Source organism: Streptomyces sp. adm13(2018), assembly GCF_008042145.1.
Classification (GTDB): domain Bacteria; phylum Actinomycetota; class Actinomycetes; order Streptomycetales; family Streptomycetaceae; genus Streptomyces.
In genome coordinates, this window is record NZ_RDBH01000141.1 from 1,237,191 (window position 1) to 1,262,396 (window position 25,206).

A 25,206-nucleotide genomic window follows, 5' to 3' on the forward strand; every position below is an offset into this window, starting at 1 on the left:
GGAGAACGCCTGGGCTGGGGTTTCCCGGATGAACGGGCCAGTCGGAACTCAGTTCACCGTTTGGCGGGGTTGGGGTTGCAGGGGCTCGAGCTGCTAGAAACGCGCTTCAGCTCCTCGGTGTACAGATATGGGCCTCGGGAGCCGAGCGGCAGGTTGATCGATTCGGGCGTCAAGATCTACATCCGGAGCCATTCGGCATTCGTTCCAGAACCCCATGGAGGAACGGACTGGGATGCCCGTGCCAGGAAACCCGGAGCGCTTCACGTGCCCGGGTGCAGGCGACGAAGAGCAGGCTCAATTCGCTCAGCAGATCCTCGCGATGCTGCTGAGCATCCACCTCCTCCGCTGTCACCGCGCTGCGCATCGGTACGACACCGTCGTTCACGCCGACCACGGCCATGCATCGGAATTCGAGGCCCTTCATCCGGTGCATGGTGCCGATTCGGACGCCGTCACCGGGTCCCGACGACGTGCTGCCGAGCACGGTCGCCGGGAGGCCGGCCCGCTCCAGGCCCTGAGCGATGTCCTTGCCCAGTTGAACGAACCGCACGGCGACGCCGATCTCGTGCGGCGAGACATCGGCCTGGGTCCATTCCTCGATCTGTGCCACCAGGTCGGCGATCTCCTCGGGCTTGGAGCCGGCGCCACTGGTCCGCGGAGGCGCCCCGTGGAATGCCGACCGATAGCCGTCGAATGAATCGTCGCCTCCGTCCATGTCGTCCACCCGCTCGCCGGTCAGCAAGTTGGTGGACCAGACGAGGATCTCCTTCGTGGTCCGGTAGTTGATACGCAGCCGAGTGGACCGGCCGGTCACCGAAATATCGAGGCTTCGCAGCGACACCTTGTTGCCGTAGATCCGCTGATGGGCGTCGCCGGCGATGAACAGGTCGTCCGGGCCGGGCGGGACCAAGGCCCTCAGCAATCGCCACTGGGCGGGATGGAGATCCTGGGCTTCGTCGATCACCACGTGGCGGAACGCGTGCTCCGCACGCCGTTCCGCCAGGAGCCGAGCGGCCTCGGCGCACACCTGGAGGAACGTCCATTCGCCTGCCTGTCGCAGCTCCTGCGTGAACGCCTCGACGGCCCGCCATACCTGGGCTCGCTTCAGCGGGCCGAGGGGAGTGCCCCGTCCGGTTCGGGATGCCTTGAGGTATGCCTCGGGACAACGCAGGTCCTGGGCGAGGATGACGTGCCGCCACTCCTGGTCGAGGAAGGCGTCGGCGAAGTCGATACCGAGTCGGTGTGCGATGCGGGACCAGCGTGCCGTGATCTCCTTCTGCCCTGTGACGAGCGAGAGCGGGGCACCGCGATCCTCCCGTACGAGTTGATGGGCGAGCGCGTCCACGTTGACGACGCGGATCTTTGCCCGCAACTCCACCTCCGGAATCAGCAGTTCGAGGCTGCTCCGGAGATCGGCCGCAAGATCCCGGGTGTACGTGGTGAGCAGGATCGACTCGTCCGGCGAGCCTGCCGGAAGCTGCCTTGCGAGATGCAGGGCACGATGCAGCGCGACCACGGTCTTGCCGGTGCCAGGGCCGCCGGCGATCCGGGCCGGTCCCTTGAACGACGGCCGGTATGCCACCTTCCGCTGGCTGGGGTGCAGGAACACCCGCCACGCGTCGAAGGGGCGCGACAGGATGTCCATCAGCTCGTCAGGTCCGGAGACGAGGGCGATCCTGCCCTGCGAGCGGGCCATGGCGGCAGAGAGCTCGTCCTGGCCGGCCGGAGAGTCCGATTGATCACGGTTCTCTGCCGTAGCGGTGTGCTGAGACGTACGGGCTGTGGGCTGTTCCAGCTGTACGAGCACGACCTCGCGCCAGACGTCCTCGGGTTCCATTCCGGCAGCGAGGCCTGCCAGTACGTCGTACTGCTGTTCCGGCAGGATCTTGTGCAGGGCGTCGAGATGAGCCTCGTCGCTGAGATGGCGAACGAGGGGGAGGAGGTCGGGGTCGATCCCGAGTCGGATCATCTCCTTGTCGGCGACATGCGCGAACAGCCTCTTGGAATCCTTCGGGGCGATCGCCCGGACGCCAGCGGTCGCCCGCTCCAGTGCGACATCGTTGCGCAACTCGATGCCCCGCGTGGCGGAGTTGACGGTCGCCCGGTGCTTGACGGCCCAGGCGATGGCATCGTCGTGAGGCATGACCTTGAGGAGCAGAAAGCTGTCTCCCGACTCCGGGGCCAGGACCACTCCCCGCATGAACTGGTTGATGCGGATGGTGCGGATACGAGGGTCCCGCGCCTTCTCCAGCTTCTCCAGGTGGAGCCCTGCATGCCGGTGCTCCTGGAACTTGTCGAAGACTTCCTCGACGCGCTTTTGGACCGGTTTCTCCAGCTTGGCGAATTCCCTGAGGAAGTCCTTGTGGATTCCCAGCGTCGCCATGCGTCGCCCCCAGTCGTGCGGTCCGTCGATTCTTCCGATCACCGTACCTGGATGGGGAAGAATGGCGGGTCGGCGTGGGCAACTTGGTGTGAGGGGGCGTTCGTGCAGGCTCGGGAGATCACGTTCAGCAAGCTGGTTCAGGGGGAGATGCAGTTCCAAGTACCTCTCTACCAGCGCACGTACAGCTGGCAGCGAGAGCAGCTGCGGCAGCTCTGGGACGACGTGCAGGAGCTCGTCGAGGACCAGCTGGAGAACCGTCCACCGGCCGCTCACTTCCTGGGATCGGTCGTGCTGGCCCCGGAGCGGGTCGTCGCCGGCGGGATGCAGCGCTGGCTCGTCGTCGACGGACAGCAGCGGCTCACCACCCTTATGCTGGCCTTCACCGCGCTGCGAGATCACTGGCGGGCGCGGGGATCCGACAAGAAGGCCGCTCGCATCCACGACCTGCTGCTGGTCAACGGCTACCAGGACGGTGACGACCACTTCCGGCTGCTGCCGACGCAGGCGGACCGCGCGGCCTTCACCGCATGCGTCCAGTCCCTCCCGAAGGCGGGAGGTTCGGGCAATATCGGATCCGCCTACCTGTTTTTCCTCGGAGCGCTGACCGAGGGCGAGGAGAGCGCCGGAGAGCAATGGACCGACGCCGTCGAGACGGTACTCGGCAACTTTCTCTCGATTGTCGCGATCACGGCAGCCGAGGGCGACAACGTCTACCGGATCTTCGAGTCGATCAACAACACCGGTGTCGGCCTGAGCCAGAGCGATCTGCTGCGCAACTACCTCTTCATGTACCTGCCGACCCGGGGCGAGGCGGTCTACCGCGACCTGTGGCTGCCCATGCAGGAGCTGCTCGGCCCGGACAACCTGGAACTGCTCGTCTGGCTCGACCTGGTGGTCGCCGGCAACAGTCGCGCCAAGCAGAGCGACATCTACCGCGACCAGAAGAAGCGGCTGGAGCGCCTGACCCACGACGAATCGGCGCTCCACGCCGAAATCGTCCTGCTCTCCGAGCGGGCCGGCCGGCTCATGCGGATCCTGGAACCCCAGCGAGAGACGGATCCCCGACTCCGAGAGGCTCTGGAGCGGCTGTCCAGGTGGGGAGGCCAGACCCACTACCCGCTGGCGCTTCACCTGCTCGACCTGGTTGACGCCGATCGTGCCACGGCGGCCGAGGCAGCCGAAGCGCTGTCCTACGCCGAGAGCTACATGGTGCGGCGTCTGCTCGCGGGTCTGTCCACCACCGGCACCAATCGCGTGTTCATGGAGATCCCCAAGGAGCTGGACAAGGACGGCTCGCCCGCCGAGGCCGTACGGCGGTTCCTGTCGAGGAACAAGACGGGCGCGCGCGCCTGGCCGGGCGATGATGCCGTCCGCGAGGCGGTCCGAACCCGGCCCTTCTACAAGACCGGCCGCAGCAATCAGCGTTTCCAAGTGCTCCGCCGCCTTGAGGAGAGCTATAGCGCGAGTGAGCCGGTCGACTACGCAAAGGCCCGGCTCACCGTGGAGCACGTAATGCCCCAGCGCCCCGCGCAGCAGTGGTACGACCTGCTGGCGGAAGAGGCTGAGGACGGCGAGAGTCCCGACGAGCTGCACGCCCTGCTCGTCCACACGCTGGGTAACCTCACGCTGTCCGGGGACAACGCCCGGTTGTCCAACCACCCCTTCCACCGCAAGCAGGAGATCCTCGACTCCAGCGCCCTGCGGATGAACCAGCGCATCGCGGCACAGGGGCGCTGGGGCAGGGCGGAGATCCTGGCCCGCGCCGACGAATTGGTGGAGCGGGCGACCCAGCTGTGGCCCGGGCCCATCGAGGAACTTGTCCAGGCGGACGACGAATGGGCCGGCTGGAAGGAACTGCGCGAAGCCCTCCTGGCGATGCCGTCGGGGACCTGGACCACGTACGGTGACCTCGCGGCCCTTATTGGAACCCATGCCATTTCGGTGGGCAACCATGTGGGAACCAAACCCGGTCTCCACGGTGCCTACCGCGTCCTGACGGCCGACGGCCGGATCTCGGCCGGCTTCAGCTGGACCGACGACCAGCACTCGGGCGATCCCCGGGTCCTCCTGGAAGCCGAGGGGATCGCTTTCGACGCCTCGGGCCGGGCCAGCCGCTCCCACCGCCTGACCACCGCGGACCTGGGAACCCTGCTGGGTAGGGACGCTTCCGACGAGTCGGCTCCCACGCGCGAGGCGGAGGACGACCAGCAGTCGGCCGCCGCCCGCTTCGAATCCCAGCTCAGGGACAACCAGACGCCCCAGACCGTGGACGGGGTGCTGAGCGCACTCCGCTTCTGGGAGCTGCAGGGTGGCTACCGCGCGTACGGCCGGGCGAACGAGACCAGCTGTTTTCCCACCGTCGAGGTGGGCATGCCACTTGCCGTGCGCACGCTGTGGCCCCTGGCCCTCTACCCGGAGACGGGTACGGTCGAGGTCGTCTTCCAACACCTGAAGCGCCGCGCACCCTTCGACGACGAGCCGCTGCGACGCGAGCTGTTGACCCGTCTGAACACGATCGAGGGCATCGACTTGGCCGAGGCGAAACTGGACCTGCGTCCCTCGTTCCCCCTTGAGGTCTTCGCAGGCCGCAGCGAGGAACTGAGCGCGGTCCTGGAGTGGTTCGTGCATACGATCGCCCTCGCCGAGGCCCGCCGGCCGCTGGACGAAGGGACCGAACCGGTCTGACGCAGGCAGACACCGTCCCCTCGGGGTTTCGCGCGCCTACGGATACAGCGGTCTCAGCACTCCCCGCCGCTGAAGTTCCCGTATGTGCTCGGCAGCCCTCTGAGGGGCGGTGCCACCCGTGACCAACACCCCCGCTTCCAGGTTCCTGCGGACACCTGACTCCGTCAGGTTCGCACTGCCCAGGAGCAGCACGCGCCGGTCGGCCACCGCCAGCTTGGCGTGCTGCCGAGCCTGGCGGTGGTCGCGCCGCTTGGGGTCCCAGTGCCACAACCGTACGCCGGGCACGGCCGCGAACGCCTCGGCCGGCTCCGGCCCGCCGAGCAGGCCCGCGGCTCCCGCCTTGGTCTCGACCACGACATGGACGTCGACGCCCCGCGCGATGGCCGCCCGCAGCGCGACGGCGAGCGGTTCATAGGGACGGGCCGAGTACGTCATGGCCAGCAGTTCCCGCTCGGCCCGGCCGACGACCTCGGCGAGGACCCGTGCGGTCGGCCGAACCGGCACGCCCGGTGTGGCGGGCCCGCTCCAGACCGTACTGACGTGAGCCTCGTCAGGCTGCCCCGCCAGCCCGGCGACGAAGCCCCGCAGATAGGCCGCGGCCTCCGGATAGGGGATGCGCTCCCGCCGTACCGACGCGTACACCTCCCGTATCGCCTCGCTCGCACGCGGATCCTGGACCGCGAGGAGCGCATGCTCCATTCCGCGCCCGCGGGCCAGTACTCCCGCCAGGTCCTTGGTGCGCGAGGATCCGAGGACCGCCGCGACCGCGTGCGCCGCGGCCTCGAACTCCTCGCGACTCACGGCCTCAGACCCACCGGCGTCAGGACCTGGTCCGTCTCGTCGCCCAGCGGGACGATGAAGCGGCGGTCGAGGAAGCGATTGCCGCGTTCACAGGTCGTCTCGGAGACGAACAGGCAGACGTGGCAGGCGGCTCCGTGGAGATAGTCGGCCGGATCGCGCGGCAGCCTCTCGGCGCACAGCGGATCGGAGGAACAGCGGGACGCGTCCCTCAGAGCCCGGCGCATGATCCGCTCGAAGTGCGGTTCCTCGGCGAGGGAGACGAGACCTCCCAGGGTGCCTTCGGAGTCCGGTACGGCCGTGTAGATGAGGATTCCGGTCGTCGGGCGTTCCTCGTCCCCGGCGTAGATGCGCTCGGCCAGGCTGGCCGAGCTGTAGCCGCATTCCAGGGCGATGGTCCGGATCAGGAGATGCGAGAGCGAGTGCAGGGCGATGTACCGCTCCCCGGGCCAGCCCCGCATGGGGTCAAACGAGCCCTGCAACCGGTCCGACTTGCGGTTGGTGCGGAAGCGGGCGAACGCCTCGCGGTGCGCCTGCATCGCGGGCGACTTGCTCATGCGCTCCTCCCACTCGGCCATCAGGTCCTCCCGCACCCGCAGGAAGATCCCCTCGCCCCGTACCTCGCTCGCGGGGACCCAGTTCTGGGACGTGCGGTCCAGGCGTACTCGTGTGGCGATCTCCGGCGCCTCCGGGTCCGGGGCGTCGAGCCTAGTGAACCCGATCAGCGCACGAGCCTCCCTCAGCCGCTGTACCTGCCGTACGTCCGCGAAGAGGTCGGTCAGGGCATCGGGCACCGGCATCGCTTCGAGGGCGAAGTCATCGGTGGCATCGGGCATGGGGGACGAGGACAGGACGGTCCATTCAGGGCTGAGCAGATCCGGCGGGGCAGCCGCTTCCGCCTGGGGTGTGTTCCCCTCCAACCGGTCCCTGTGGGCCTGGACGGCGGCGATGAAGGCTTCGGCGTCGTACCCCCTGAGATACGCGAACGAGGGGGTGGCGGCGAAGGCGTCGAAGACCACGCGTGAGGTGACCCCTTGCACTTCGACCCAGCGCTCCTCGACGAGTTCGCTGAGGTTGCCGTTCCTGCTCGGCGGGAGGGCAAGCGCGCTGAGTGTCATGGGGAACCACTGGTTGGACGCGCCCGCCACCATGAGGGTCGGCTCCTTGTCGCACCCGTCGCTCTGGTACGAACCGAGATGCGGGTGACGACCGCGGCACTGGGGCAGGTTGCGCCGGCCCCGGTCTCCCATCGCGTCGCGGATATTGCGCTTCTCACCGCAGGCGACGCACTCCAGGGTCACGTTGGCCGCCTGGTTGCCGCCGTGGTCCTTCATGCGGAGCAGAGGCCTGGGCATCTTCACGCAGTCGTTGCCGTGATGGACGAAGGGCGCGTACGGGAACTCGTCCAGGTGTCCGTCGGTGCAGACGAGCGTGAAGCGGGCCGCGACCGCGAGCGGCTTGCCGGGCTTGCAGTCGTGGACGAACTTCGCCTCGTGCGGAGTGCGCGGATTGTTGTTGACGAAGGTGAAGGCCTCCGCGTCGATGGGCGCCAGGATGTTGCAGGCCGTGCACCGGAGCCACTGCGGGAAGGGCGTCACCGGTACACCCACACCCTGCGCTGCCCGGTCCTTGGGTGAGCTGTCCGCACCCTCCATCCACGGGGCCGAGCGCAGCTCCTCGACCCGAGCGGCACCGTACAGCTGGAGCGAGCGGTTGACGGCAGTACGGAGCCTGGGCTCGTCGATCACGTAGTCCGTCAGGCCGCCGTGGCTCCAGGATTCGAGGCCCTTGACCAGGACGGAGAAGTTCGGCAGGTCGATCAGTGAGCCGACCCCCGCCGTGTACATCAGGTGGCTGGGGCGTGCTGCGCCGACGCGGCGGAAGTAGTTGGTGCTCATCGTCGTCCCTTTCCTGCCGCGCCGGAGGCGGCGTCCCCGTATTCGTCGGCGTCGACGGGTGCCGCCGTGTCGCCTGCGTCCTCGTCCCCGGCTGGTGTGAACCTCCAGTCGGGTCCACTGTGCGTGGCCTGGTCCACGAAGTTCCCGCTGCCGGCCAGCAGCAGGTTGAGCTCGTTCTCGGTCTCGCGCATCGACATGGGCACGGTGAGCTCGTCCCAGCGCGAGCCGTCGGCCCGGTGGAGCAGTCCGGTGACGAGGCTGGTCTTCTTCTTCTCCCTCCGGTAGCCGAGCACACCGCCGCGCTCACGCTGCTCGGCCCAGGAGTCCTTCAACGCCCTGATCCGCTCGGCGAGATAGCGCTGGGCGGTCGCTCCGCCCACCCGGTCGGCCCGGTCAAGCAGCCGCGCCTCGACTTCGGCGGCGATCGGCCCGTCCAGGTCGATGCTTTGGGCGTCGGTGTTGCGCGAGTGCTCGTGGGTGGCCTGGCGCAGTGCCGCGATGTACGTCGGCGCGGTACCCCGGTCGAGGGCACGACGGGTGAAAGGCGTGACGGAAAGGGCTTCGACCTGCCGGTAGAACGTGGCGTGGTAGTGACCGAAGTCCTCGAAGTGCGCCAGGTCCCGGGGGCGGGACCAGTTGTACAGGGTGACGACCAGGCCGGGGCGGCGGGCGTCACGGCCGACGCGCGAGGACGCCTGGATGTACTCGGCGGTGTTCTTCGGCTGACCGACGACGAGCATCAGGCCGAAACGCGAGACGTCCACGCCGACCTGGAGCATCGAGGTGGCGAGCACGACATCGACGGCCTGCCGCTGCAAAGGCGTCAGCTTGACCCTGGGTTCGCGCTTCTCCTTGCGTGCCACCGCATACTCCATGAAGAGGGCCCTGCGGCGCAGCGAAGTGTCCCGCTCGGGGTCGAAGGCGGTCTCCAGACGCTTGAGCGTGGCTCCGATGTCGGCGGACGAGATCCGTGACGTCAGCTCCTGGATGTTCAGCATCCCCGACTTGGTGACGATCCGGTCGGAGATCGTCCTGTGTCCCTTGCGACCGCCGTTCACCCGCACCCGGGTGGCGATGTCGTCGTCCATGTAGCGGCGCATGCCGGCGAGTTCGCGTGTGGCGTTGAAGTAGCCGACCAGCGTCATGTACGGATCGGCCGCCGCACCGTGCTCGTCGAAGAGCTGCTGCGCGCCGAGCAGCATGATCTCGGCGACCCGGATCTCGGCCGCCTTCAGGCGCGTGCCGTGCGCGCACACACCGAGGTAGCGACGGCCGGGGTCGGAACGGCTCAGCTCGACCTGCCGGGAGAAGAAGGTGTCGCCGACGTCCAGGACCTGGGGCGGGAAGACCGCGACCTGGCGGGCGAACACTCCCCGTACCTGGTCGGCCGCCCTCTTCGTCGTCGCAGTGGAGGCGACGATCTTCGGACCGACCTCGTGGCGGCGTCCGGTCTTGTCCGTGAACGACCAACTGCACAACTGGTCCACGGCGGCCTCGAAGAGTCCGACCGTCGTGCCCAGGGCCCCCGAGATCAGGTGCAGCTCGTCCTGGATGATCAGGTCCGGCGGGCGCAGCCGGGTGACGGGACGAGCGGCCACCGCTTCCAGCTTTCCCTTCTTCGTGTGCCTGCTGCGGCAGTCGGTCCGCTCGTCCAGGTCGGCATGGCGGTATCCGTGCCGCGCGCACCAGTCGGTGACGCGCCCGAAGAGAAGCCCCGCGTATCCGTTCCACGGCAGCTGCGCCAGCTTGTCCACGGTGGCGATGACCATCGCGGGGGCAAGCCGGTAGATCTCCTCGTCGACGGTGATCACCGGGATGCCCTCGCTGAACCCCTCGACGTTACGCGAGCCGAGCCGGGAGAAGGGGCAACGGCTCTCACCCTCGCCCCGCGGGCAGTAGAGCAGCACGCGGCGCCGGTCCGCGTCGTACTCCATGTTCGAGTGGGCGGTCAGACCTTCGCCGCACCACGGGCAGCTGAGTACCTGGATCACCCGCGCGTGCTTGTCGCTGGAGCTCTCCTTGGCGCCGGCGATCTGCTCCTGTGCCTCGGAGAACCAGTTCGGCGACACGGAGTTGCCGACCCACAGGCCAATACGGAACGGGGTGATGCCCCACCGTGCGTCCCGAGTGAACTCCTCGCGCCGCAGCACCTCGCAGGCACTGACGAGAGCGGCCGCCCGCTGGAACTGCTGGGCCGTCAGCAGACGCAGCGTGTAGCGCATGAGGACGCCGACACCGTCGCTGCCGTCCCGCGCCTCCGATCCGCTGCCCACCACGCCCTGAAGGCGGCGCAGCGCGAAGGTGTACGCGGCGAGGCCCAGATAGGCCTCGGTCTTGCCGCCACCGGTCGGGAAGAACAGCAGATCGACAAGGGCCTCGCGCCCAGTGCCGCGGTGCGGATGGCCAGGCTGGGTCAGCGAGGCCAGGTTGAGCAGGACGAACGCCAACTGGAAGGGGCGCCAACTGGCCGCTTCCTTGCCCCTGCCCCATACCTCGTCGTACGCCTGCTGGTACGTGACACCCTCCTGCCCGGTCCGAAGTCCGGCGATGGCCGTGTTGCGCCGCTGGAGGGCCATCGCCCGATTGGCGAACCGGAAGGCTTCGAGGGCGTCCTTGTCGGCGCTGAGCGCGTCGATGCCGAAGGCGATGCGGTGGCAGACCTCCTCTGCTTGGTCGATCGCGGTCTCGGCGGCGATCCGCAGGTCCTCGGGAAGGCCCTGTGCCTTCTGGCGCTGCTCCTCCAGCCACCTGCTGTAGCCGTCGGCGAGCGGGGCGAGAACCTCGGTCAGCTCCTTACGGCGCTCGGGCACGGCCAGGGCGGCCAGTTCGTCCATGCCGAGTTCGAGCCCGTCGAGGAGCGGCTGCTCGGCGGCGGTGGGCGCCGAGGTGGCCGGGACGTCGTAGGCCGGGAGCCAGGTGGTCTCCAGGCGGTGTGCCCGCCGCTCACCCTTGCGTACGTGTACCTGTACGGCGACGTTACGGCCGACCGCGTGCCGCAGGCTGTCCCGGTAGAGCAGCCGCAGCCGCCGCTCCTCCGCGTCCTCGGAGCCGTCGGCCGTGGTGGGGTCGAGCGGATCGTCGATGGGCAGGAAGACAGCGGCCCGCTCGTCGGGGAACGCCGTCACGGTGAGAGCGGCCTGGAACAGCCACTGGGTGTCCCGGCGATCGGTGTCGCCTTCGCGCAGCCGGTTGATCAGTGCGACCTCCACGACGCGCAGGTCCTCGCCGCCTTCGCCCGTGGCACGCTCGCGCACCTGGACGTCGAGGAGGATGCCCGAGGACTCGTCCCCTTCCAGGACGCGGCTCTGGTCACCGGTCCGCGCCACATGGACGTCGCTCTCGTGCTTGACGGGTTCCCGTCCCCAGACCTGCGCGGGGCGCCCGTCGTCGGTGAGTCCGCTGGTCTGCGAGTACCGTCCCCAGGTCGCCGCGACGGTCAGCGCGCCGACGGAGGCCGGGACGACGAAGGAGAGCCCCATGGAGGAGGCCCAGATCCGCCCGGAAGCCTGCGGAGTGAGCCGGTCTTCCAGGCCGGCCTCTTCCTTGCCGTCGTCGCTTCCGGGCTCGACGTCGGCGAGATGGGCGGCGTTGCGGGCGATCTGGGTCGCGGTATCGCTGCTCTCCGGGCGGGGCCCGAGCATGCCGACCAGGTAACGGTCGCGTGGTCCGGCCGAGCGGTGGGGGAGTTCCTCGGTGACCCCGTCCCACGGGCCGAGCAGGTCGTCACGGATGTACTTCACCAGGCCGTCGCGCACGTCATACGAATCACCGGGGAGGAATGTCTGCGGTACCTCGTCGAGGGGGTGCGGCACGCCAGGGGTGGCGGCGGCGGGCTGGGACGGCATGTGACGGGGCCCTTTCGTGCGAGGGGAGCCAACTGGACGAGGCTACCTGTGCGTGGCGCGATGCGACGGATGAAGGGAGGATGTCATGCGTTGACTGTGTTCACAATGACAGCTGCCTGTGGTGGGGAAGTTGAGACGTGACGGCTTCTCAGAAGAGGGTGTCCTCGCGGGGGAAGAGCCCGTCGTCGAACAGCCCCTCCTCTACTGGCTCCTCCGTGGGTGGCGTGATGCCGGGCTCCGGGGCGAGAAGCTCCGCCAGCTTGCGCAGGTCGCCACCCGTCATGGCGTCCAGCTGACGCAGTGCCTTGTCCCGCATGGCGAGGCGCAGAGCTGGGGGCAGGGGAACGCTGACCATGCGCAGCATGCGGAAGGTCTCTGTCGCATCGCACACCAGGAAGCCGAGCTGTGCACGCCCGGCGCGCGAGAGGATCAGCAGCTCGCACATCTGGCGTGCGTCGTCCTCGTCGTAGCGGAACCTCATGTGGAGGCTCTGTGCGTCAGGGTCATGGGCGGGGAACCCGACGAGCATGTCGTTGGGGTCGTCGAGGGTGCGATGCCCGATCCTTACCTGACCGTCGTGCTTGAACCGCAGGACCGCCGCCGACTCCAGGCCGGCCTCGGCCACGTACAGCCACCACGGCTGCGAACCGACCGTACAGGTCCAGCCGAGCTGCCCGGCCTTCGAGAGCACCTCGCCCACCCTGCCCATCCACTCCGGAACGATGGCGCGGGGTCGTTCGGCGGGCCTGAGGGGCGCGTAGTCCTCCTCCGTGAAGACAGGAGTCGGCAGAGCCGTGACCCCCGGCGTGCACCAGATCTCCGAGAACGTGCGCATGTACGCCTCGCATCGCGCGTCCTCGGCCGAACCGAGATCGAGATGTGCGAGCTCCAGTGGAGTGAGGCCCGCGATGAACTCGTCCTCCAGCCAGCGGAGATACGCTCGCCCCGTGTCGCGCATCGACTCGGCGGCAGCCTGAAGTTCCGGGGGGAAACCGCCTCCGCCAGCCGCCTTCAAGTTTCCCTCGATCACCGTGGTGAGTGAGGTGGCAAGCGTCCGCTCCCCGTGGATGGTTCGCAGATGGGGTGCGTCGGCCAGCTCGGCCGCGCACTCGGCGGCGAATGCGTCGATCTCCTCGGCCAGTCCGTCCATCCGAGCGAGCAGCATCCGGGCGAGGTCCACCTCCTGGTCGTGCGTGTTCGCCTCCAGGAATGCGAAGTACCCGCACCAGTCGTCGTCGCCTGGCCCGTCGGTGGGCATCAGGCCGCGCCGCCAGATGCCGTCGTTGTCCAAGGACCACCGCTCGCGCAACTCCTGATGTACCCGCGGCCATCCCACTTCCTCGGCCCTGGTCCGAGCCCAGTACGCGAGAAACCCCTCAGAGACGGGCTCCAGCCACCACGACCGCAGGATGGGGAGGGTCGGCTCCCGCAGTGCGAGCCACAACTCCTCGATCTCTCCCACCCGCTCCGGCTCCTGGGTCGTGCGAGTCCCCGCCAGGCGTACGAGATCCCCCGCGACGAAGGCGATCTCCCGGCGTGCCACGTCGGCATGTGCGACGCGGGTGAGGAAGGTCGCGGCGACGAGGTCGCGGGGGCCGAGGTCGTAGGGGAGGGAGCGGTGCACATCCGGGGAGAGATGGGCCAGGAGATCTGACAGATGTGAGGCCGCGTCCTTGAACCAGGCGTGGCGAAGGGAGTGGAATTCGGTGGAGTACCCCGTGGTGGCCATGCGTAGACTCTAGGTGTGTTGACTCAGTTCACACAAGGCCGCTGGATGCTTAGAGGATGACATGCTGTTGATGGCGAGGGTGAGCCGTCTCGTCCAAGTCACACCCCACCCGTCGGGACACCTCGGCCCAGACTGTCTTGATGTAGGGGGCACGCGCTTCACAGCCCCACTGGTCGGCGAAGGCGTCGACGAGGAGGAGGCCGCGACCGGTGACGGCATGCTCGGGTGGTCGCGCAGGGGCATCGCCGGAAGCCTGTCGGGGCGGGTGTCGCTGACTTCGACACGGAGGTGATCGGTGGAGCGGAGTAGCCGCACGGCGAAGTCCCTGCCGGGACTCCGGCCGTGGGTGATCGCGTTGGCGGAGAGTTCCGCGGTGATGGCGACGAGCGCGGCGGAGGTGGGGTCCGTGGGGGCGAGTCCCCAGTCGTCCAGCTGCCGCTCGACGAGGAGGCGGGCGAGACGCGCGCCGCGCCGGGTGGAGCTGAGTTGGACTCTGAAGTGGGTGGCGGGGGCGGCGATTTCTGACTTCATGGTGTAACCGTCCTGTCACGCCCATACGCTGACCAGGTCGGATGGACGTACCCGAGCACGCTGTACGGGTCGGGTACGGGTTTGTACGGGGCGTCGGCCGTTACCGGGGCGGGGCGTACCGCGTTCAACTGGGAACTGTATGGCGGTACGTGGGCGCATCGGGGTGTGGTGGTGCATGGGCGAGGGGCAGCTGGCAGGACAGGGGAAGAAGCGGACGGGGGAGGAGGAGTATCCGGCGATCTGGGTTGCGTACGGGAAGCTCGTGAAGCTGTTCCGTCGGAGGGCCAACCTGACGCAGCAAGGCCTCGCGGACGCGACCGGTTACTCGTATGAGCAGGTGGCATCGATCGAGCAGGGGCGACGGCCGGCGAAGGCGGCGTTCACGGAGGCGGCGGAGCGGATGCTGGAGGCGGGGGGAGTGCTCCGGGAGCTCCAGGAGGAGGTGGACCGGGCCAAACTGCCAAAATTCTTCCAGGACTTCGCGCTGATCGAGACGGAGGCGGTGAGTCGGTTCGCTTATGACCCGTTGGTGGTGCCGGGGTTGTTGCAGACGCCGGAGTATGCGAAGGCGCTGTTCTCCGCGCATTGCCCTCCCCTGGACGAGGAGACCATCGAGCTGCACACAGAGGCCCGACTGAACCGGCAGCGGCTCCTCACCAGAGCACCGATCGTGCAGCTGTCGTTCATCATCGGCCAGGCGACGCTCGTCAACCCGATGGGTGACGAAGCGCTGATGCGGTCTCAGCTGGAGCACTTGCTCAAGATTGGTGCGATGCGCAACGTCGAGCTGCAAGTGATGCCGGAGGCTCCTGGGTACCACCCGGGTCTCAACGGAGCGTTCGTCCTCCTGGAGACCCTCGAACACCGCCACTTCGGCTACATCGAGGCCCAGGAGGTCGGCATCGTGATCAGTGACCCAGCAAAGGTCAGCGCCTTCGGTCTGCGATATGGCAAGCTGCGCTCGCAGGCCCTCAACGTCGAAGAGTCTGCGCGTCTCGTCGAACGGCTTGCAGGAGCAGCATGAAAATGGAGCGGGCTACCGAACACGACGGACTGCTGAACTGGCGCAAGAGCAGCTACAGCGGATCGGGCGGTGGCGACTGCGTCGAGGTTGGCGTCACGTCGGCCGAGATCCACGTACGGGACTCGAAGAACCCGGCAGGCCCCAGGCTCACGCTCGCACCCACCACGTGGACCACGTTCCTGGGGTATGCCGGGGCGCAGCCGCTCAACTGACCGACTCCGCGGGAGGTACCAGGCGGGGTGGCATGGGGCGGGGAGGAGTCGCGTGTGCCGCGTAGGCCCGCTCCTGCTCTCGATGCCAGATGGCCTTGAGCGCCTGGTCGGTCTGTGGCACGGCGAGTCCCAACTCGTTGAGGATTTTGCGGAAGAACAGCACAGGTCCGCCCGCAGGTGCCGTGACGAGGGCCGAGAGCAAGGGGCCGTCCGGGCCTGCGTTGCGGTCCACGGACACCAGCCTCATGCGCAGAGTGGCGTCTGGAAGAGTTATGCCACCTTCGAGGTCGAGGAGGTGGACCGTCTCGCCGCGAGACGCCGCCCTGAGTAGTTGGCGGGTCAGCCGTGCTTCCGATGTCGACGTGTCGGTCGAAGCCGCCGGCGCAGATGAGAACTTGGTGGGGATGGGGGCCGTCTTCTCTGCCTTCGGGACAGTCGACTTCTGCGCGTCCTGATGGCGCGTGAGGAACTCTGATCCGGCGATATCTGTACGAGCAGCGGTGAGGGCGTTCTCCAGAGAGCTGACGTGATGTTCGCGGCTCTGGGCAGCAGCTCGCGCCCTGGCGGGGACGCGTTGCATAGGCAGAGTGCCGAGCCATGCCTCGGCTCCACGGATCGACCGGTTGACCCGCTTCCGAACCGATTTGGTGAGGCGCGATCGCACTTCTCTGAGCTGGGCGATCAGTTCGCTCATTCGTGCATCGGTCCGGGCATGCTGCTTGGGCTCGCTTCGCCGCACCGGTGTGAGCACCTGGACGGACTTCCGAGGGCCCGGGGTTTTGGTGAGCAGATGCCTTTGAGCGGGGGCCAGATTCAGGCGCGCCCCCATGGCTCGGGCCGGCTGCCCGTACGCGGCGTAGGCGCGATCCCGTTCGACCACGGCCCACTGCCGGATCTGGGAGGAACCCTTCGCGTAGGGGACGCCGAGGCGATCGAGGATGTCCCCGAGGTACGGAAGCGGTTTGGTGCCCTCACGGAGTAGGGCGGATCTGACCGGAACGTACTCGGACAACGGCGAATCCACTTCCACGAGCAGATCACGGCGATCGGCGGCGGAGAGTTCCGCCGCGTCGAATCCGATCTGTTTGGCGAGAGCTTCCCAGGTCGTGGTGGCACCCAGCCGGGCGCGCTCCGCGAGCGCATCACGCAGCCGAACCACCAGGTCGTCCTTGGTGAGGACCGTCGGCTTGGCTGGGCGCTGCTGCATGCGAGCAGGCTCGGGCGGGGATACCTGTGCCTCGGTCGGCTGCTTGGGCTGAGACGGCGGGCGCGTGGCCGGTACAGGTGCGGTGCCTGCCATCGGGGGCGGAACCCAGAGGCCGGTGCGCTGGGCCTCGTTGACGTTCAGGCGGACATAGCGGTCGGTGTGCACCGCCCAGCCGCCGCCTTCGGTGACCAGCATGTGAGCCGAGTAGGCGGCGCGGTAGACGTGGTCAGCGGGCGGTGGGTCCGTATCTCCGGGGAGAGAGAGCAGGGCGCGGACGACGGGGCTGTCGACCGGCTTGACGTCGGCCACGATGAGGTGCCGATCGTCGTCGACAAAGGGCGAGTTGGTGGGGGCCGAGGCCTCCGGGACGGGTACGAAGATCACCCCTCCCGCGAGTGGGAAGGTGAACGGCTTCGGACGAGGCTGCGATATGCGGATCGACTCGACGCGTGGGGTGATCAGGCCGGTCGGCGTCAGCTTGCACTCTTCGAGCGGGGTCCACTCGACCGTCCGGTCCTGTGTCTCGGCGCCGATGTGGACGCGACGCTCACCGCCGACGGTTTCGAGACGGACGCGGAGGCAGAAGCCGTGCCGGCCGACGAGTTCGCGGGTGACGGGGGTGTCGGGGCCGAAGACCCAGTCGAGGTCGTCCACGCCCTCCTCGGCCAGGTCGTCGGCGGAACGCCGCCAGGCGCGGTAGTCGAGGTTGCCGAGCTGGAATCGGAGCCTGCGACGGGCTCCGGGCAGGTCGACATCGACGGCGTCGCCGGGGCCGGTACCGAGGTCCCGGGTTTTGACCCTGCCACGTACCTGCTGCCTGCTGAGCAGGTGTTGTACGCCGCGCTTGATGAAGAGGTGGTCAGCGCTGGATTCGCCGTTCGCGGTGCGGTGGCAGACGGCGTTGGGGTGGTGGGCGAAGTGGCATACCTTGTTGGTGTAGCGACGGTCGCTTAACTCGCCTCCACAGCCACCCAGTTGTGTGCCGCACCAGTAGCTGTAGGTGGGGTGGGCTCTGCGCCACAGGTCCAGCTCGTGGGCGGCCATCGGAAGGATGACCGGGTGGTCGGAGTCCTTGTGACGGATGACGCCGGTCTGTACGAGCCGGTGATCGTGTCCGTACGGCGACATGAGACCTCGCGGTGAGGGTCGGCGCGGTGCGCGTGGGGTCGTCAGGTACGCCCGTCTCCGTACCGGGGCGTTTCGCCATCGGTACGGAGACGGGTTGTGCGCTGTGCGGAGGGGCGTCGCTCTAGAAGAGGCTTCCCTCGGGCCGGAAGAGTCCGTCGTCCTCGAAGTCGACCCTAGTGGTCTTCCGTGACTGCTCCGCCTTCTTGCGGTGTGCCTCGGGAGAGGGCGGGGGCATGTCCGGGTGCTTCTTGGGCTTCTTGTGCAGCCCGAGGAACACCTCGTCGGCGTAGGCCTGGTGGTTGAGCTGACGGAGCCGGTCGATGATCTCGGTACGGGCGAGGAGGCCGATGGTGTAGCGGGTGCCCTGATCGGTTTCGTGGAACCCGTGGTCGAGGGGGACGGTCACGTGGGTCGGGTCGGCGGCCGGCGTGGCTCCGGTCTCGTCCAGGAGGTCGTGCCACTCGTAGGCCTCGACGGTGGCCTTGTCGACCTCCTCGTGGATACGGCGGAGTTCGACGATGTCGGCATCTTGGCAGGTCGCGTCGTGGACGAGGTTGTAGGTGGCGGTCAGGCCGATGTTGCGGCGAATCATGAGCTCGCGGCGAAACTCGTCGAGATGGCTACCGGCTGTGCGCATCCTTCCGGTGAGGTTAGGAGTCGGGAAAGCCTCAAAGCCAGAGGAAATCGAATAGTTGGTCCGAGTTTCCAGCGTTGATGAATACTCGATGACCCACCAGAGATGGGGGGAGCTACTCAACGCTGCGAGCATCGCACGGTCTTCGGATGCGACAATGACAAGCATCTGGTCGAACACGTGCCGGGTCGGCATCATGACGGGTAGAGCGTACTTGCTGATCCTCGGGATGGAGATGCAGTTGCTGATCTTGCCGAGCTTATTCGTTAGAGCCGGTCTCTTTTCGGCATACTGCCACCAGTGATCGCGGTATACTTTTCGATTGTTTTGTTCGCGCTCTGGTTTGACGAGATCTACGACGCGCTGGAAAGGTTGCTTGTATTCGGCGGCGCGCGAGGAGGGCCAGTCGTGGAAGTTGATGATCCATCGACCAGAGTCGAGTGTGGGGATATTTACTAGATCCTGACCGCCTACGTAGGGGTAGAGCACGTCCGAATTTCGCCCATCGGTGGCAATCCATGCGCGAGCTTCGGCTTCAGTTACTACGAAGCCAAGACCGACGATGTTGCTTCCCTGGAAGCATTGGTTGCGGTTTGATTCGAGCGACTCGACCCATCGAAGCTCCCGAGTGCCGGGGTTGAGTGCTGGCGTAATGCCATTCGCTACCTTTGTGCCGTCCAAAACAACCTCAGCAAAGTCGCTGATCGGCGATTTAGTTGCCCAGATTGCGCAATATTCAAGCGCTGCGGAATTTGACTTCCAGGGTGCGCTCTTGATGGCCCGATAAATGGTCACGCCCGCAGCGTGTAGTTGGTCGAGGCCAACGCTGCGCGATTCGCCTTGTGCGAGCGTATTCGTCGCTACCAATCCGGATTTTCCGTGTTTGCTGGTCAGTGTGTGAGTGCGTAGCTGAAAATAGGCTACTAGATCCGCACTACCCCGCTTGCCCCATGCAAGGTAATCCACCATGTACTCGCGATAAGCCTCGCCCATCGCGCCGGTCAGCTTCTGTCCACCCAAGAACGGAGGATTCCCCACCACCGCATCAAACCCACCCCTCTCCGCAAACACCTCCGGAAATTCCAGCGGCCAATGTACCGGCACCCTCCGCAGCCCGCCCTCCGGCAGCTCGCTCGCTAGCCACTCCGCCGCCTGCTTCCGCGCCTCCGTCACCACCACTGACTCATCCGCAACCGCCGCCGGCACCACGTCTCGAGCCAGTCGCGCCGCCGTCGGGAACAGGTCCCTGACCCGCTCGCCGCCCTCGTCCTCGTACCAGGCCACCCGGCCTGACGCGCAAGTCGCCAGTGCCGCGCCCGCGATCAGGTCGCCGACCAGCCTCAGCTTCGCCGTCTTATCGCGGACGCCCCGCAACAGTTCGCGCTTCTGGGCCAGTTCCTCTGGGCTGTCGCCCAGCTCCGTGATGGCGTGCCGAGCAGCAACCACCTCCGCCACCAGCGTCTCCGTGTCTGCCTCCGCGCCCAGCAGGTCGCCCTTCGCCACGTCCAGGTGGACCGCCGTCAGCTGGTCCATCGACGAGACGCCAAGCAACGAGTCTCCCGCCACCAGACGGTCGTCCAGGAACGTGAACGGGCGCTCCGGGTCCATCGAGACCAGCCACAGCGACAGCTTGGCCATCTCCACGGCCATGGGGTTGATGTCCACCCCGTACAGGCAGTGCTCGATGATCTGGCGGCGCGCCTCCACGACCACCGGGTCGGACTCCGCGTCCACCGACGTCACGGTGTCGACGCCCCGACCGGCGGCCCGGTACGTCACCGCGTCCTCGCGCTCCTCGCGCGCCCACGCTTCGATGAGGCGGTCGGCGAGGTACCGGCACGCCGCGACCAGGAACGCCGCCGAGCCCATCGCGATGTCCGCGACCTTCAGGTCCAGGATCTCGCTCGCGGACTTCGGGACCCAGGCCGACTCGTCCGCCGTCTGGAGCGGGCCCGGCTCGTACACCAGGGGCTCCAGCGCGTGCCGGACGACCTCCTCCGCCAGCGACCGCGGGGTGTAGTGCGTGCCGGTGTTCTTCCGGAGTGAGGACTCCGTGACGAACAGTGAACCCGCCCTGATCACCACCGGGAGGTCTCGCAGATCCCTCCGCAGCAGTCCGAAGAACGGCAGCAGCCGCTCCGTGAGCCCCGCGTCCCGTGAAGCAGCCTGGATTAGCCGCCGTGCCTCCGCGTCGGACTCGCCCTTCGCGCCCTTTGCCGGGGACAGCAGCTTCTCCAGCCTTGTCGCGTTCGCCGGCGGCTTGGGGTCCTTCCACTGCTCGAAGATCTTCTTCGCCAGCGTCTTGACGTTGCCGTTCGACTGCGCCGCAAGGGACTCCAGCTCCCGCAGCGGCACTTCGTGTTCCATGCCCGCGGGGCCGATCAGGCCCACCATGGTCTCGACGGCGCGCTCGCCGTCGTACGAGAGCAGGCCCTCGTACACGTAACCGATCTGCTCGACGTCGAGCGCGCGGAAGCTGAGCGTTCGGGTCTCGCGCTGCTTGCCCGTGCCGACGCGGACTTCCTGGACGGATTGGAGCATGTGCAGGACCGTGCGGTCGTCGATCGGCAGGAGCCCGGACTGGGACTCCAGCCAGGGGTACGTGCTCGGGTCGAAGATCGAGCCGTCGTACGCCGGCAGGACGAGCTCCGGGTGCTTGACGCCGCCGTGCACCGCGTGGAACAGCGCGATGAGCCGGTGCCAGGCCGCCGTCGTGTGCTCCAGGGACGCCTCGCCCTCGGCGTCCGCCCGTGCCTTCAGCTCAGCCCGTAGGAAGCGGGCCGAATAGGACTTCGCGTACACCTCGTTGTCCGCCGGAAGGAGCCCTCGTTCCTCGGCGAAGAGGAGGAAGACGACGCGCATCATCACCGCGACCGCGCCCCGGTAGACCTCGCTCGCTGCGACGCCGTCGGCGCGCAGGCCGGGTGCGCCGTTCTCCATCGTCCGGGCGTCGGCACGGCCGATCGCGTCGACCAGGAGCTCGACCGCCTGACGGACCTGGACGCCCAGGGCGTCGGTGACCTCGTCGCCCGCGTCCAGGCTCTTCCTCAGCAGGCCGACGAGGGTCTCGGACTCCTCGTACTCGAAGAAGCGCCGGCGGCGCAGCAGGGAGACGAAGGCGCGGACGACGTTCCGATCGGCGGCCGCGTTCCAGTCGATGGAGTCGAAGACGGCCGTGGTCGTGACGCCGCCGATCGGCGCCCAGACCAGGCACCACCAGCGGCCGTCGGTGAGTAGGCCGAGCGGGATGTCGTGGTGGCGGAGGAGGCGGGCCAGGCGGTCGGCCGGACTGGCCGCCCAGTCGCCGCCCCAGTTCGCACGCGCTGTGGGGGCGGTGCCGCTCGGCACGGTCATGCCGAGCACACGGACCCGCTTGGCGGCCGTGGTCGCATCCGGTTCGGCGGCGAGGTCCGCGCCGGGCTCGACCAGGGCGAAGTCGGCGCGCAGACGGGCGCCGTGCTCGGGGACGTCCAGCGTGAAGCGGTCCAGGACCAGGTCCGGTACGTCCTCGCCCTCCCCCTGCCGCAGGGCCAGCGCGTCGCCCCATTCAAGGAGCGAGCGCAGGATGTACGCGACCCACTCGTCCCGGCCTGCCGCGGTGTTGGTCTGCCAGTCGGCGTGCTGGGCGCGCAGACGGGCGCGCTCGTCCTTGTCGAGGGCGTCGAGCTGGGGCCAGGTGTGGAGCAGTACCGGCATCGTCAGGAAGGGGCCCGAGACCTCGGTGAGGTCGAGCCACTCCTGGTGCTGGGAGCGGCCGTCGAGCGCCTTGGCCCGGGCGGCGGCGAGTCCTCGGGAGGCGGCGGGGCGGGGGCTCATCGGCGGGCTTCCTTTGCGGGGATCACGAAGACGACGGCGACGGGGAAGAGGTGGGAGCGCGGCTCGTGGTAGCGGGCGGCGATGGTGGCGCGCTCACGCTCCCGCTCGGCAGACAGGGACTCGATACGCGCCTGCCAGCGTTCGCGGTCCTCGCGGTACTGGCGCTGCTCGGCGGTGGACACCTCGCGGGTGCCGAAGAGCGCGATCTGCTCGTTGTCGTCGTCGCCCTCCTCCTTGAGCTTGGCGCGCAGGGTGGCCTCGAAGCGGTCGAGGGTGGCCTGGATGCGGGCCTCCTCCTCGGCGCGGCGGCTGTCGAGGGCGTTCTCCAGCGAGGCGCGCCGCTCGCGGGCGCGGGCGGCCAGAGAGTCGTACAGCGGGTCCTTCAGTTTGGACCAGGCACCGGTGAGCTCCTGGCGCAGGGCGGGCGCGGCCTCGGTGCCGTCGGTGAGGGCGCGACCCAGGGCGGCACCTTGGGCGCCGACGGAGTCCCAGCGGCGGAAGCGACCCGTGTCGCCGAACCAGCCGCCTGCGTAGAGGATCTCCTCGTGCAGGCGGGTGCCGTCCGCGCCGACGAGGACGTACCGCGCGTAGGCCGAGACGAGCGTCGTCTGAAGAGCGGGGTCGTCGCTGACAACGGCCGCGACGCGGTGCAGGCCGACGCTGTCCGCGTTCCAGACCGCGGCGGTGAGCAGCCGGGTGGAGAGCGCGACCAGTGGGTGCTTCAGGTGGGCGAGCACGATGTCGTCACGACCGAGCGCGGCGATCTGCGGGTCGAAGGTGACGGGGCGCTGCTCGGCAGGGCGCAGCTTGTGGGCCAGGCCCCGGGTGGCGCGCTCCCACGTGCCGGACAGCGGCGGCACGTCGTACAGGCCGCCCTCGAAGTCCACGCTGTGGTGGGGAGCGAGGGGCTGCTGGTGGTCGAGCGCGAGCGCGGTGTCGACGACGCGCTTGATGTTGGCCGGGGTCAGGCCGAGGGTGTCGACCGTCTCCTGGTACTGGTCGGCGAGACGCTTGGCCTGCGCGGTCACGTTCTGCTCGGCGGCGATGTCGCCGCCGGTCTTGCGGCCGGCGATCTGCCTCGGCTTCGCGTTCTCGATGTCCACGGGCATCTGGTCGCCGGTCATGCGCCGTTGTACGGCCTCGGCGATGACGGCGTTGACCGAGCCGAGGTCCTGTTCCATCTTGGCGACCTTGCGGGCGACGCGGGAGAGGAACTCGAGGTCGGCCTCGTAGGAGCCGGCCTTGGCCTTCTCCCAGCCGGCGCCGATGAAATGGGTGATCTCCGGATCCGTGCGCTGGCCCCAGCGGTCGATCCGGCCGATGCGCTGCTCCAGCTTGTTGGGGTTGAACGGGATGTCGTAGTTGAATAGCCGGTGGCAGTGGTTCTGGAGGTCGATGCCCTCGCTGGCCGCGTCGGTCGCCAGCAGGATGCGGACCTTGCCTTCCTCGGTGGCCGGATGGGCCTGGAAGCCGAGCCGGATCTCCTCGCGCTCCTCGGCGTTCAGCCCGCCGTGCAGCACGGCGACCCGCCCGCCGTCGGTGAGCTGATGCTGCTGGAGCAGGCTGAACAGCCACTTCTGGGTGTCGCGGTACTCGGTGAAGACCACGACCCGCTCGTTGAGCCAGTGCTGGTCGGGGCGGCAGATCGCCTTGAGCTCATTGATCAGCGCGTCGGCCTTGGAGTCGGCGGCGGCCTCGTGCATGAGAGCCCAGCGCTCCATCTCCCGCAGCAGCGTCAGCTCGTCCCCGTCCTCCTGCGGCGTCAGGCTGGTGGAGCGGGTGAGGGCCGCGTCCTCGGCGTCGGCCAGGCCGAGGTCGTCCAGGTCGGCGGCGAGGTCGGCGAACTCTTCCAGCCACTCGGGGACTTCGGCGGCGGCGGAACGCGTGCGGCCGTGTGTGTCGTCCAGGTGGGAGAGGTACACCTTGACGGTGTGCAGGAAGGCGGCGGGGGAGGAGAAGAGGCGCTTCTTCAGCAGCAGCGTGACGAGGTCGGCGGCACGGCGGCCACCGCGCGCCTTCGGGGCCATACGACGCTTGCGCAGGTCGGCGAAGCTGCCGAGCAGGCCGTGGATCTCCCGTTCCAACTCGGTGTATTCAACGGGGAGCTCGTGGGTCTGGCGGATACGGAAGCGCTGTGTACCGTCGGGGTTGGTGACGTTGACCTTCAGACGGCGTACGACCGTCTCGTCCCGGGACTGCTTGTCGGGTTCGACACCCCGGGCGAACTTCTGGTTGTCGATGAGTTCGAGCAGCGCGGTGTACGACTCCGGGTAGCCATTGTGCGGGGTCGCGGAGAGGAACAGCCGGTGCTCGAAGTGCGGCACCAGGCGCCGGATCAGCTTGGTCTGCTGGGAGTCGACCGCATACACCTGTTTGGGTGCGGCCGGTGCGACATGGTGAGCCTCGTCCAGGACGAGAAGGTCGAAGAAGCGGCGCTGCTGGGACCCGTCCTCCTGGTTCTCCTCCCGGGCCGGGACCACTTCGTCCAGTAGCCGCTGCGCCTTCGGACCGCGCAGCCAGGGGAGCGAGATGATGGTGAGCGGGTGGACCCGGAACGGATTGGCCGCCGTGCCGTGGGTCCGGCGCAGCCGTGCGCAGTGCTCGGAGTCGACGATGGTGAAGGTGAGACCGAACTTGTCCTGCAGCTCGTCCCGCCACTTCAGGGTGAGGCCCGCCGGGCAGACCACCATGACCCGGTGCGCCCTGCCGCGCAGCAGCAGCTCCTGCACGACGAGACCGGCCTCGATGGTCTTGCCGAGACCGACATCGTCGGCGAGGAGAAGGTTGACACGCGGTGCGCCGACAGCACGGGAGACGGGTTCGAGCTGGTACGGCTCGACAGCGACGCCCGAGCGGAAGGGCGCTTGGAGGGTCTTGACGTCGGCGGAGGCGACCGCCGACCAGCGGACGGCGTCGAGGAAGGCGGCGAGACGCGAGGGCGGGTCGAACTGGCAGGCGGAGGCATCGGGCAGCGAGCCCCGGTCCAGGACCCTGCGCCCTGGCTCGACCTCCCATATGACGGAGAGCGTGTCCCCGAAGCGGCCGTCGGCCACCGACTGGAGGTGGACCAGAGTGGCGGCCCGCCCACCTTCGGCGGGCGCCGCATCGACACCGGCGACGACCCAGCTCTGGCCGCGCACCTCGACCAGCTCGCCCTCCTGGGGCAGCTGCTCCGATGCGTCCGTGCCGCGATCCCGCCGGGCCGCCTGCGTCATGCTGTGCCTTCTCTCTGTGACGGGGCCGCGCCCTCGCATACGGCATCGACTTTACGCAATTCAGGACACGGAACGGGAAGCCGCCGTGGGCGGTATGTTAA

Annotated in this window: 11 protein-coding genes; 3 read left to right on the forward strand and 8 right to left on the reverse strand. The window is 68.2% G+C overall.

Annotation, left to right across the window (positions count from 1 at the left end; genetic code table 11):
* Window positions 1–169: 169 nt before the first annotated feature.
* Complete coding sequence (locus tag EAO70_RS33730) at window positions 170–2,383, reverse strand: UvrD-helicase domain-containing protein (RefSeq protein WP_055600063.1); 2,214 nt, start codon at window positions 2,381–2,383, stop codon at window positions 170–172.
* Window positions 2,384–2,485: 102 nt separating this feature from the next.
* Between EAO70_RS33730 and EAO70_RS33735 the strand changes: the two genes are divergently transcribed.
* On the forward strand, window positions 2,486–5,068 hold the full coding sequence (locus tag EAO70_RS33735) for a DUF262 domain-containing protein (RefSeq protein ID WP_055600062.1): 2,583 nt from the start codon (window positions 2,486–2,488) through the stop codon (window positions 5,066–5,068).
* Between the two features lie 36 nt (window positions 5,069–5,104).
* Here EAO70_RS33735 and drmC read toward each other — a convergent pair whose 3' ends face one another.
* The 4 genes from drmC to EAO70_RS33755 form a co-directional block, all read right to left on the reverse strand.
* Window positions 5,105–5,869: a DISARM system phospholipase D-like protein DrmC gene (gene drmC / locus EAO70_RS33740; RefSeq protein WP_055600061.1), complete on the reverse strand. Its 765-nt coding sequence runs from the start codon at window positions 5,867–5,869 to the stop codon at window positions 5,105–5,107.
* Complete coding sequence (gene drmB / locus EAO70_RS33745; RefSeq protein WP_148006529.1) at window positions 5,866–7,764, reverse strand: DUF1998 domain-containing protein; 1,899 nt, start codon at window positions 7,762–7,764, stop codon at window positions 5,866–5,868. The genes drmC and drmB overlap by 4 nt, the downstream gene beginning before the upstream one ends.
* Entirely contained in the window at window positions 7,761–11,609 is a 3,849-nt protein-coding gene (drmA, locus tag EAO70_RS33750; RefSeq protein WP_173861540.1) for a DISARM system helicase DrmA, read from the reverse strand. Before drmA ends, drmB begins: the two co-directional genes overlap by 4 nt.
* Before the next feature lie 148 nt (window positions 11,610–11,757).
* Complete coding sequence (locus EAO70_RS33755) at window positions 11,758–13,338, reverse strand: hypothetical protein (RefSeq protein ID WP_055600059.1); 1,581 nt, start codon at window positions 13,336–13,338, stop codon at window positions 11,758–11,760.
* Between the two features lie 706 nt (window positions 13,339–14,044).
* Here EAO70_RS33755 and EAO70_RS33765 point away from each other — a divergent pair.
* Window positions 14,045–14,893 carry a helix-turn-helix domain-containing protein gene (locus EAO70_RS33765; protein WP_055600073.1) on the forward strand — a complete coding sequence of 283 codons (849 nt, stop codon included), beginning with the start codon at window positions 14,045–14,047 and terminating at the stop codon, window positions 14,891–14,893.
* Window positions 14,894–14,895: 2 nt separating this feature from the next.
* On the forward strand, window positions 14,896–15,105 hold the full coding sequence (locus EAO70_RS33770; protein ID WP_254047310.1) for a DUF397 domain-containing protein: 210 nt from the start codon (window positions 14,896–14,898) through the stop codon (window positions 15,103–15,105).
* On the opposite strand, the gene EAO70_RS33775 is transcribed toward EAO70_RS33770, so the two are convergent.
* The 3 genes from EAO70_RS33775 to drmD all read right to left on the reverse strand — a co-directional run bounded on the left by EAO70_RS33775 (window position 15,098) and on the right by drmD (window position 25,105).
* Window positions 15,098–17,440, reverse strand: coding sequence for a hypothetical protein (locus EAO70_RS33775; RefSeq protein ID WP_148006530.1), 2,343 nt, complete (start codon window positions 17,438–17,440; stop codon window positions 15,098–15,100). The genes EAO70_RS33770 and EAO70_RS33775 overlap by 8 nt on opposite strands.
* 121 nt (window positions 17,441–17,561) lie before the next feature.
* Window positions 17,562–21,890 (reverse strand): Eco57I restriction-modification methylase domain-containing protein, encoded by a 4,329-nt coding sequence (locus EAO70_RS33780; protein ID WP_261993158.1) that lies wholly within the window; start codon window positions 21,888–21,890, stop codon window positions 17,562–17,564.
* The gene (gene drmD, locus EAO70_RS33785; protein WP_055600055.1) at window positions 21,887–25,105 is read right to left on the reverse strand and encodes a DISARM system SNF2-like helicase DrmD; all 3,219 of its coding nucleotides are present in this window, start codon (window positions 25,103–25,105) and stop codon (window positions 21,887–21,889) included. Before drmD ends, EAO70_RS33780 begins: the two co-directional genes overlap by 4 nt.
* Window positions 25,106–25,206: the final 101 nt, after the last annotated feature.